Here is an 11563-nt window from a genome sequence, read left to right as displayed (position 1 = left end):
ATTCTTTGCTTATCTGGTCGGAAGACCGATGACCGAAGACCGAAGCAGCCTAAAATTTACAGTTGAGCTTATTTTGTATTGCATTAGTCTCCTTACTGGTAGAATTGCGGATATACACATAAAACTTCTTTTGATAACACTAAGTCAAAGATTTAAGTAAAAAAAAGACCCTATCAAAAAGTTTTCAAGGGTCCATTATTTTAAAATTGATTTTTATAATGTTAAGTTCTAGCGGGATCTACAAAGTCTGTTCTGGCTGGATCCACTTCCTCATCAGTACGAGCTGGGTCTACTCCTCTGGTTCTTGCTGGATCTACAACTCTGGTTCTTGCTGGATCTACCATCCCCTCAGAAGATTCCTCATTTTCATCACCAAAACTTTCTGAAGAATCAGCCTCTTCATTACTTTCATCCTCACCACTTCGAGTTGAAGTAGATAAAATACTTGCCTTTATTGATTCTTCTTGAGATTCTAATTCAGTTATTAGAAATAAGAACCAAGTATTATTAGACGTAGAACAATATCTTTTCATGATTTTTAGTTTAAAATACAATTTATATAAAATAAAGGTAGTTTTTTAGGTCAAAAATCCAAATTTTTATAGATCGAAGATTGATCATGTAAAACCCAGCGATCACCCTCTATTAACCATACTTAATTTATGAAAAGCATTTTTGTATTTCATCTAATGAATTTAAAGGTGACTTCACTTTTTGTGCTTGTTCTACTGTTTCATTTTTCAAGTACCGTATATGCCCAAACAATAGAAAACCTGAAGGAAGATTTAATCAAACTATCTTCCAAACCAGGATACGAAAATGATACCTTATATCTCAATAAGGGCAATGAGCTAGGATTTATGTTGGCAGAAAGTAATCCTGACAGCGCTATTTATTTTCTGGATAAACAGATTCAGCTTTGCCGAGAGGCAAATTATAAAAAGGGAGAGTCGGAAGCATTAAAAATTTATGGAAATGCCCTCCAAAACAAGGGAGAATTCGTGGCTTCAATCGAATATTATACAAACTCATTGAACATTGCTAAGGAGCTTTCTAATGAGAGCTTAGTCCCTGGAATTCTAAATAATATAGGGCTGGTTTATTATAACTTAGGAAACTATACGGAGGCCCTCATAAATTTTTTTGACGCCATAAAAGGTGCTGAAACAACAGGGAATTTAAATGTAAAAGCCGCTGCATTAAATAACGTTGCACTTATTTATTTTGAACAGGAAAAGTTTGAAGATGCTAAGGCAAAGTATCAGGAGATGCTAAGTATTTATCAAGATCTGGGAAACCAAGGAAGGCAAATTCTTGCTTATAACAACATAGGGGATGTGGAGCTCCGGCAAAACAGACCTATTGAAGCGCTTAAAAATCTGAAAATAGGCTATTCCTCAGCATTGGAATTACAAAGTCCAGAATTTATAGAAATGACTGCCAGAACAATGGCAGATATTTATGCTGCCATGGACAGTACTGAAAAGGCAGAGGGTTTATATCGCCGATCAATTACTATCGCTGAAGAAAAAGGGTACGGAGTTCCATATTCTCACTCTTTGGTAGGGCTGGCAGAATTATATTATAAAAAAGGAAACCTAGAGGAAGCTTCAATCTATGCAAATAAAGGACTGGAACAAGCCGAAAAGATGGGCCAAACTACTCAACTCAGAAATGCAAATGAGCTTTTGGCTAAAATCTATGAAGCGGAGGGGAAATATGAGGAAGCGCTGGATAAATACAAGTTATTCAAGTCTTTTAATGACAGTATCAATACTGCGCAAGGACAGCGTTTGGCAGCGAACCTTGAGTCCGAATACGAATTCTCTAAAAAAACATTGGAATTTGAAAAGGCAAACCTAAGGCAACGGTGGCTTACTTTTTCAGCTTTTGCAGGACTTTTCACTTTCGTGATAATCCTATTCCTTGTTTTCCGAAATCGAAATAGGCTAGATAAAGCTTTTCATACTCTAAAAGAAAAAAATGAGGAAATAAAGAATAAAAATGAAAAACTGGTAAAGACCGTTGATCAACTTAAGTTAACACAGCTTCAGCTCATTCAATCCGAAAAAATGGCTTCCCTTGGGGAGCTTACCGCTGGAATAGCGCATGAAATTCAAAACCCTTTAAACTTTGTCAAAAACTTCTCAGAAGTAAGTAATGAGATGATAGAAGACCTGCACGAGGAAATCAAAAAAGGTGATCTTAACGAGGTAAAAGTCATCTCAAATGACATCAAAATAAATCTAAATAAAATCCTCCTTCATGGAAAAAGGGCTGATGCAATTGTCAAAGCAATGCTGGAACATAGTAAAGGTAGAACTGGAAAGTCAGAATATACCGATATCAATTCTCTGGTGGATGAATACCTTCGCTTGAGCTACCAATCTTTTTTAGCAAAGGTTCCAGGTTTTCATTCCGATTTTAAGACTGAACTTGATCCAAAACTTCCTAAAATTTCAGTTATTCCACAAGATATCGGAAAAGCACTTCTAAACTTGATCAATAATGCTTTTTATGCAGTGAATGAAAAGGCCAAATCATTTCCCCAGGTAACCCTGAATTCACCGATTGGATCATCTGAAGGAAAGGATTCATATAATCCGTTTATATCTGTTAAAACAAAAACAACCCAATCGGAGTCAGGAGATTTAGAAGTGCAGATTTCTATTGAAGACAATGGAAATGGCATCCCAGAATCTATCAAAGAAAAAATCTTCCAGCCATTTTTTACTACAAAACCCTCTGGTTCAGGAACTGGCTTGGGATTAAGTCTAAGTTATGATATTATAAAGGCACAAGGAGGTGAATTGAAGTTTGAAAGCAAAGAAGGGGAAGGAACCGAATTTATAATCTTGTTAAAACTCTAAATCGCTGAAGAGTCATTTTACCTTCCTACTAAATTATCCTAGGTAATATAACTTCCAATTTGGTACTTGACAGTTAGCAGAATCTTCCTCATAAATCTAAACTCTTAAAGGATTTCTAATTTTTAAAAGATTGATTCAAAATCCGAATGTCTATAGTAAGTAGCTAAAAAAAGTCTTACGACAGTAAATTCACTGAGTATATAGTTCAATTTTTATTCCTGTTTTTTCAAAGATATCGTGATGAAAATAAAACCTGAAATAAGAAATGTTTTATTTATCTTGATAAACAACAACCATTTTTCAATTTTATTATGTTTCAACTCAAAATCCTACAAAAAGGAAGAGCCGATTTAAAACTTCCTGTTAGACCTTTAATTTCATCTACACGTGAAGATTTAGATTTAGAGCTTTCAGTTATTTATGGTGAATTACCTCAAGATATAACTGGTCACGTTTTCATTAATTCCTCCAGCGGTTCTGTCAATTCTGCCTATCCTTATCCCAAGAATAATCCTGATGGAACCAGAAACCCGGAGTTTGCCTCTCCGATTCTCTTAGGAGGTGGTTTTGTCATGAGATATGACTTTGACCAGGCAGGAAAAGCCTTTTTAAAAGCAAGGCTCTTGAAGCCACCAGCATATTTCGCAGACAATGCATTAAAACACGGAAGTCATCCTCAATATCCTAAATGGGAACAAAGTTTTAGTGCCTTTAAAAATCTTGGAATCACAAGACTTTCTTTTTGGCTTGGATGTAGTGATTTATTGTCTACTGCCATTACTCCTATCCGGTATGGAACTGATAAATATGACAGGCTAGTAGCCACGACAGATGTTGGGAGGCCATATGAGTTCGATTCCAAAACCTTAGAAATTAAAACAGCCATAGGTTATATTAAAGAATATATTAATGGTGTTCCAGGAATAGTACCCTGGCCGTTTCCAGTTTTACAGACTACTGCTCATCCTGCATTTGACCCTATCACAAAAGAACTTTTTTCTGTAAACTATACTAAGTCGACTGCATTGCAGCTAAAAGAGTCAAATTTATGGCCTTCACTCCACTTACATCACGATTCTATTGAAAAGGATTTAGAACAAAAAGTAAAAAGTTGGAGCTCCATCCAGGATAAAGAGGAAGCTCAGAAAAAGTTAAATGAATATTTTCAGAATGTTCATAAAAATCGCCCGACTCATGAAAGTAAGTTCAAAAAATTCTTTAGAAAATTAAAACACTCCGTTTCTAAGATTTTCGGTGATATTCTCTCTTTTCTAGGAATCCCTCAAAATGAATTTTCTGTAAAGGATGAGGTATATCTTCATGTCTTTGATGGTTCCAAATCTCTTAAATCTTGGAGGTTAGTGGATGAAAAAGGAGAAGACCTAAAAATCACTCAATGCTGTCATCAAACTACGCTTTCCGAAGATTACTTCGTTTTTATTGATGCAGCTTTCAAACTTTCGATGGATGTGATGTTTAACAATCCATTTCCACATAATCCGGAAATTGACAATTTCATCAGGAAACATACGACTGTTCCCCAAGAATCTTTCACTTATGTTTACATAGTAGCTAGAAAAGATCTAAATACTGCTTCAAAGACTGTTGTCGCAAAACAAATTAAACTAGAACCAGAATTTATCCATTGTTATCTAAACTATAAAAATCCAAATGGAAAATTGACGCTTTATGGGGCAAGCAATAGTGCCGCATGCCTGGCAGAATGGGTCAGACCTTTTGACAAGTTGGTTAGTGGATCAGATATTGAACCTAATACGGCTGGGATTATTTCGGCTGGAGTCATGGACATTGGACGTATTAGTAAATATGAAATAGATGGTGAAAAAGGCAGTTTGATTTCTGAGAATATTTTAGATTCTACTGGTAAATTGGATCATCCGGAAGATTTGGGCCCACATACCTGGGGAGTTGGAATCTACACATTTAGAGATATAATTTCAGGAAGTATCCCTAGTAACGAGATAACGGACATTTTCTTCCAGTGCTATGGGCTAGAACCTAGAAGACTAACTGAATTTATCTACGAACTTTACAAGGACTATCCCAACAGAAAAATTCCTGCAGAAAAAGTTAAAGAATTATCCGAAGAGGGAATCCCGTTTCAACTAGTGAGATTAAATGCCCAAAGCTTTGAATTAGAAGATTACTTTCAATTCCCACAGGGGTACGAAATCAGATCTCTTCAATTTACACATAGGAACGGTAGCGTAAACTCTAGACCTGGGATTGATGGCTATATTACTGTTCTCATGATTAACGAGGACGAAATAGATGGCGTAAAAAACTTCTTTAGAGAGGTTTGGATATTCGATGCAGCAAACCTTAAACAAGGGCCAAAAACAGTGCTTTCGCATCCCGAGCTTAATTTTGCATTCACACTTCATTCAGTTTGGACAGATTCATTAGAGTCCAATGATGATAATCCTTACAATGTCCCTGTGAAAGAAGATTACCAGCATATGATTGATAAAATTTGGTTGGATAAACACAAAATCCAAGATTTCTTTGAAAAAGAAGTTTATCCTCATTTTTAATTAAAATCTGTGCGATAAGGGAAAAAATATTAATTTCCTTAATTCAATTTTTGAATTTAAAGTATTGTGATATAACTACTTATATCGGTGATTAGGAAATGAATATAGGAGAATACTTATTGAAAAATAAGCTTTATGAAGATACTGAAACTTCTGTTTATGAGGCTGTACACCATAAAACGGGAAATAAAGTCATAATAAAAGTTCATTCTGACGATTTTCCTTCTCCACAGAAAATAGAGCGGATAAAAGATGAATTTAATTTAGGAGAAAAAATTTCAGGTGATGGCTTGGCTAAATATCTAGAGCTAATCCGTATTGGAAATGGATTCGCGATAGTTCAAGAATTCTTTGAAGGAACTTCACTTGATAACTATGTAAAGAACAACAACCATTTATCTGTCGAGGATTTTTTAAAAATTGCCCCAAGAATCGCCCATGCACTTGGTGAAATGCATAGACAAAAAATTGTCCATAGAGATATAAGCTCGGACAATATTTTAGTAGCTAAAGATTTTTCAAATATTCGCCTAATTGATTTTGGGGTTTCAGCCTCTTTTTTAAAAATAAGTTCAGAAAGAATCGGGGGTGGAAAAATTCATTACCTATCCCCAGAACAAACAGGTCGAATTAATAGATTAACAGATTATAGAACCGATTTTTATTCACTGGGAGTATTATTCTACAGGTTATTATCCGGAGTTTTTCCTTTTGACAGTGAAGATTCTTTCCAGATCATTCATAAGCATATTGCTTCCCCTCCACCACCTCTAAAAGAGTATTTACTCAATATTCCAGCAGTACTGGAGAAAATCATATTCAAGCTATTATCAAAATCTGCAGACGATAGATATCAGTCAGCAAAGGGTCTAGAAAAGGATTTGTTGAAATGTGCAAAATATTATGATGAATTAGGTGATATCCCCGAATTCAAATTAGCAGAATATGACTTCTCCACCATTTTCAGAATGCCACGCCAACTGTTTGGTAGAGAAAAAGAGTTGAAGCAACTTTTCAACTATTGGGATACTTGTTTAAATAGAAAAGAAACACAATTTCTTCTGGTAAGTGGAAGTCCTGGAATTGGAAAATCAGCACTGATTCAGGAACTAAAAAAACCTGTTATAGAGCAGAATGGTTTTTTCCTTCATGGAAAATATGAGCTATTGAATCAACCGATTCCATATAGTGGTTTGATTCAGGCTTTTGAAAGTCTCCTCTCCCAATTAATGAGTGAACACAAAAAGGCCTTATCTTTTTGGAGGGACCGACTTATCAACGCATTGGGCCAAAATGGAAAATTGCTCACGGATGTATTTCCAACATTAGAGAAAATTATAGGCCCCCAAGTCGGTTTTGAAGCTCTCACTCCGATGGAGTCTCAAAACCGATTTGAATATGTATTTGCCGAATTTATCAAGGTATTTACCTCACAGCCTTATCCAATTGCCTTATTTCTGGATGATTTACAATGGATCGATTTAGCCAGTTTGAATCTACTTTCGCAGCTTTTAAAGAATAATCAAAATCAAACATTTTTCATCGTAGGTGCCTATCGCGGAAATGAAGTAACCGAAGATCATCCTTTAAAGAGTATGCTTAAGGATCTGAAAAAATCTGGTTTCATTGTAAATCAGATGGAACTGGGACTGCTGCCTATCTCTGAAATCAATAATATTTTGGCTTACTCCCTCATGAGAAAAAACTCTGAGGTAAAAGAGTTTTCCAAGCAAATTCATGAAAAGACCAATGGGAATCCTTTTTATGTCCATCGATTTATTGAAAGTTTATATGAAAGAGGATTGATTTATTCAGACTCTAAAAAAGGGCGATGGGAATGGAATAAATCTGAAATAGCGATCGAAAGTGCTACTGAAAATGTGGTGGATTTCCTGATGAAGCAAATGGAAAAATTGCCAGAAAATGTCAGGTATTATTTAGGGACGGGAGCGGCTATGGGAAATCTTTTTAAAGCTGCAGAATTAGCCGGTCTCAATGGTCTCAAAGAATCAGCTTTGAGGGAAGAACTATCCCCTGCATTAAATGACTCTTTTCTATTATTTGATGGTGTTAATTATTTCTTTGTTCACGATAGAATTCAACAAGCAGCCTATTTATATCTAGATGATAAAGAAAAAGTACATCTAGAAATTGGCGAATTCTTTGAAAAACATTTAGATAGATCGAAAGAAGATTGGGTGTTTCGCATCACTAATCAATTAAATCGGGCCAAATCATTAATCACTGATCCAAAGAAACAAATTGAGCTTGCTAAGTATAATTACGAGGCTGGAATCAAAGCTAGAGATGCTGTAGCCTTCGATGAATCTTTGAAGCTATTAAAACTAGCAAGTGAGCTTCTCCAAGACAAAAATCCATGGGTAAAAGAATATGATTTAATATGGAATATTTCTTTCACTCAAATTGAAGTCGAGTTTATTTCAGGAGATCAAAACAAGGCCCTTGAACTGGCGAATGAGGTTCTAAATTTTGCAAGTTCTAATTATGAAAAAGCCTTGATATATAATCAGCTTATCATATTCTCCACAATGAAAATTCAATTCCAGGAAGCCTTGGATTTTGGAAGAAAAGGATTGGAATTAATTGGATTAACTATTCCCGAAGAAAGTGAACTTGAAGCCGCAATTGGCCAGGGTTTTGGAACTATTATTTCATTAATGGAAGGCAAAAAACCACTTGACCTTCTAAAAAACAGAACCATCTCTCCAAGTGAAATTTCCAGCATAAAAATCAAATTGATCGTAAACATGCTTTCCCCTGCCTTTCTGGGTGGACAAAGTAATTTGTGGACCTATCTTGTGTTAGCAAGTACAGCCAATTCTATAGAAAATGGGAATGTCGCCGAAAGCTGTACCGCCTTTAGCTCCTACGGAATTTTATGTGGATTGGCATTTGGTGATTACCAGCAAGGATTTGATTTTGGAAATCTATCCTACCAGCTTTCCAAAGATCAAAAAAGTCTAAGACAGCGAAGTAATACCTGTTTTGTTCTCGGAGCTTTTCTTAACATTTATGCAAGGCCTGCAAAAGATGCATATGGATACTTAAAAGAGGGTCTCTCTTCAGGTCTTCAATCAGGCGAGCTTCAATTTGCCGGGTATAATATTTCAGGCCTCGGCCAAGTAGTTACCACCGCTGGGAATTCATTGGCTGTATTAGATGAAAGAATGTATCATGGGCTAAAAATTGCTGAAAAAACAAAAAATCTTTTTGTAAAAAGCACCATTCTCACCTTTTATCAGCTTATCAATGACTTGGGAGGACCTTCACACTTAACAACTTTTGAATCTGAAGAAAGTATTTTCTCTCTTTTAGAAAAAGAGCAAAATTATTTCGGCAGATTCTATTTTTACCTTTACAAAGGATTTTCATCTTATTTATTAGGGAACCCAAAAGGAGCATATGATTACTTGGTAAATGCAAAAAACTACCTTTCTGCCGTACCTGGTTCCGTCGTTTTAGCAGATTATTACATTTATCTTCCGCTGATAGCGCTTGATTTGATAGACTTTTCAAATCCTGATGAAGAACTTCAAAATTCCATTGAAGAATCAGTTGTCATCTTAGAAAAATGGAACTCCTCGATCCCAGAAAACTTTCAATTTCGAATAGATTTAATTAGTGCGATCAAAAAGGATAAAGAAGGGCATATTTTGGATGCTCTAGAGCTCTATGACTCTGTTATTACCCAGACCACAAAACAGGAAATGTTGCCTTTGAAAGCAATTGCTTTTGAAAAAGCTGGAATCATGATGCTAAATCATGGAAAAACCAGAATTGGCGAGATTTATCTAAAAGACTCTTATTTGACTTATCTGGAATATGGGGCAACAAAAAAGGTAAATCAATTACAAGAAATCTACCCTACACTTTTCCAAAAAGGGCAAAAGCAAAAAAGCATAACGATAAGTGAGACAACCAGGACTATCCAATCTTTGGAAATGTTCGATTCTCACACCCTTATAAAAGCTTCTTCAGCCATTTCCCAACAAGTAACCCTAAAAGGAGTACTTAGCAAAATGATGGAAGTAGTCCTTGAAAATGCTGGTGCTGAAAGAGGATATTTTATAATGCAAACTGACGACGTTTGGAAAATAGAAGCTGAAGGTGTCATCAATCCAAGATCCTACAAGGTTCTTCAGAGCATACCATACCCTTCCAATTCCATTCAATTGCCAGAGGAGATAATCAATTATGTCCTAAATAGCCAAAAATCATTGTTATTAGAGGATGCTCAAAACCATCCTGAATTTGGATTGATCCCATTTTTAAAATCAGTAGAAGTAAAATCCATTTTATGTCTTCCAGTCATTCATCAAGGAAAGTTAATGGCTATTTTGTATTTGGAAAATTCTCTTTCCATGGGAGCTTTCACAGTTTCTCATAAAGAACTGCTTCAAACACTTTCCACTCAGATCGCAATTTCTATTTCAAATGCTCAGCTTTATGATAATTTGGAAAGGAAAGTGATACTTAGAACAGCTGAATTACAACTTCAAAAAGAAGACCTGGAATTAACCCTGAGAGATCTAAAAAAGGCTCAAAGACAACTAGTAAATTCCGAGAAAATGGCCTCCATGGGAGAATTAGCTTCTGGAATTGCCCATGAAATACAAAACCCTTTAAATTTTGTAAACAATTTTACAGAGGTCAGTGATGAGATGATCGATGAAATTCTTTTGGAGTACAGTAAATCTATAGAAGAACGGGATGAGAAAATTCTAAATGAATTGCTTTCTGACGTTAAATCCAATCTTCAAAAAATCAGAAAACATGGACTTCAAGCTGATGCCATAGTGAAGAATATGCTCGAGCACAGCAAACAAGGTCAAGGAAGACATGAACTAACAGATTTGAATGCTTTAGCAAATGGGTTTCTTAGGATTTCTTATCATAGTTTTTTGGCGAAGTACAAAAATGCAATTTCTAAAGATCTGGAGATTGAAATGGATATTCAGACAGATGCGGATCTACCTAAAGTGAATGTTATTCCTCAAGAAATCGGAAAAGTACTTCTAAACCTTTTGAATAATGGGTTTTATGCTGTTTTGGACAGATCAATTAAAAACAATGAAACCAGTGACGATTTCCAGCCAATTGTAAAAGTTACTACTGCCTTAATCAAAGACCCGGTTTCAGGTCCCCAAGTAAAAGTTTCTATTATAGACAATGGAATTGGAATACCTGAACCCATTAAAGAGAAAATTTTCCAACCTTTCTTTACCACTAAGCCTACTGGCTTTGGAACAGGTCTGGGTTTATCCCTGGCATATGATATTGTGCAAGCGCATGGAGGCCAACTCATCATGGAAAGTAAAGAAGGTGAAGGTTCGGTGTTTACAATTATTCTCCCAATAAGTAATGATTAGATAATGGTTTTCTGAATATTTTGATCGTAAAATTAAACTTTTGATTCTCCGAAAAACCGGGAAATAAAAATAAGTATTTAGGATTGCAAAGCTTAGAGCATCGACTAGAACCGAAATTATTCTTATTTTGCTTCTTAGGATCTAAAAATTTTTAAAAAAGGTTAGTTCAAAAATGAATTTTCTACTACAGATATTTGCTTTCAGGTATCTACAACAACATGAGGAGACAAAAAATAATTACCCTGAATGGGTAGATGTTTTTTTTAAAGCATTTGTAGCTGCTTTAATATTTTTTATCGTCCAGATAGTTTTTGATGGCCCTGATGTTTTTCTTCGTTGGATAGCACATATCATTAATCTTGGGATTGTTTATGCCGCATTTAAAATACCGGTATTTAATCCCATTAAAATCTATGTCAATGCTTTTTTTCCCGTAGTGGCAATAGATTTTCTAGAAGACTTAACTATTCTGATCAATAAGGATTTTTACGCTTCTTATGAAACTTGGTATGGAACAGCATCCTTATTTGCTTGGATTTGGTTGTTTGCCCAATTCATCATCAACAGAAGGCAACGGAAAGCTTTAGAAGAGGAACGAATCAAAGCCTCACAAAAGGAATTTGAAATCAAAAAATCCCAAAAGCTTCAATCAGAACTTGAGATTCAAGTAGCTGAGCGTACATCTGAAATTAATGCTCAAAAGGAGGAGCTCATTAAAACTTTAAATGAGTTAAAATCCATGCAGTCC

At 35.4% G+C, this 11563-nt stretch carries 4 protein-coding genes and 1 pseudogene; 4 read left to right on the top strand and 1 reads right to left on the bottom strand.

Translation table 11 applies throughout. From position 1 onward, the window contains the following. Positions 1-221: 221 nt before the first annotated feature. Entirely contained in the window at positions 222-533 is a 312-nt protein-coding gene (locus Q0L68_RS10420; RefSeq protein WP_296702628.1) for a hypothetical protein, read from the bottom strand. 129 nt (positions 534-662) lie between these two features. On the opposite strand from Q0L68_RS10420, the gene Q0L68_RS10415 reads away from it, so the two are divergent. The 4 genes and pseudogenes from Q0L68_RS10415 to Q0L68_RS10400 form a co-directional block, all read left to right on the top strand. Continuing rightward, a complete protein-coding gene (locus tag Q0L68_RS10415) occupies positions 663-2870 on the top strand; it encodes a tetratricopeptide repeat protein (RefSeq protein WP_296702625.1) in 2208 nt (735 codons plus the stop codon). Between the two features lie 311 nt (positions 2871-3181). After that, positions 3182-5425, top strand: a complete 2244-nt coding sequence (locus tag Q0L68_RS10410) for a carotenoid oxygenase family protein (RefSeq protein WP_296702623.1) — start codon at positions 3182-3184, stop codon at positions 5423-5425. A 98-nt stretch (positions 5426-5523) separates the two neighbouring features. Continuing rightward, positions 5524-10815, top strand: a complete 5292-nt coding sequence (locus Q0L68_RS10405) for an ATP-binding sensor histidine kinase (protein WP_296702621.1) — start codon at positions 5524-5526, stop codon at positions 10813-10815. 172 nt (positions 10816-10987) lie between these two features. Continuing rightward, a pseudogene (locus tag Q0L68_RS10400) lies at positions 10988-11563 on the top strand (hypothetical protein); the annotation flags it as partial.

This window comes from Algoriphagus sp. (assembly GCF_024642405.1).
GTDB lineage: Bacteria > Bacteroidota > Bacteroidia > Cytophagales > Cyclobacteriaceae > Algoriphagus.
The sequence above is the reverse complement of the archived record's forward strand: the minus strand, read 5'-3'. Positions and strand labels throughout refer to the sequence as shown.

Bases quoted from the DNA above. Each gene is read 5' to 3' on its own strand.
- Q0L68_RS10420 (WP_296702628.1), bottom strand. From the start codon at position 533: ATGAAAAGATATTGTTCTACGTCTAATAATACTTGGTTCTTATTTCTA.
- Q0L68_RS10415 (WP_296702625.1), top strand. From the start codon at position 663: ATGAAAAGCATTTTTGTATTTCATCTAATGAATTTAAAGGTGACTTCA.
- Q0L68_RS10410 (WP_296702623.1), top strand. From the start codon at position 3,182: ATGTTTCAACTCAAAATCCTACAAAAAGGAAGAGCCGATTTAAAACTT.
- Q0L68_RS10405 (WP_296702621.1), top strand. From the start codon at position 5,524: ATGAATATAGGAGAATACTTATTGAAAAATAAGCTTTATGAAGATACT.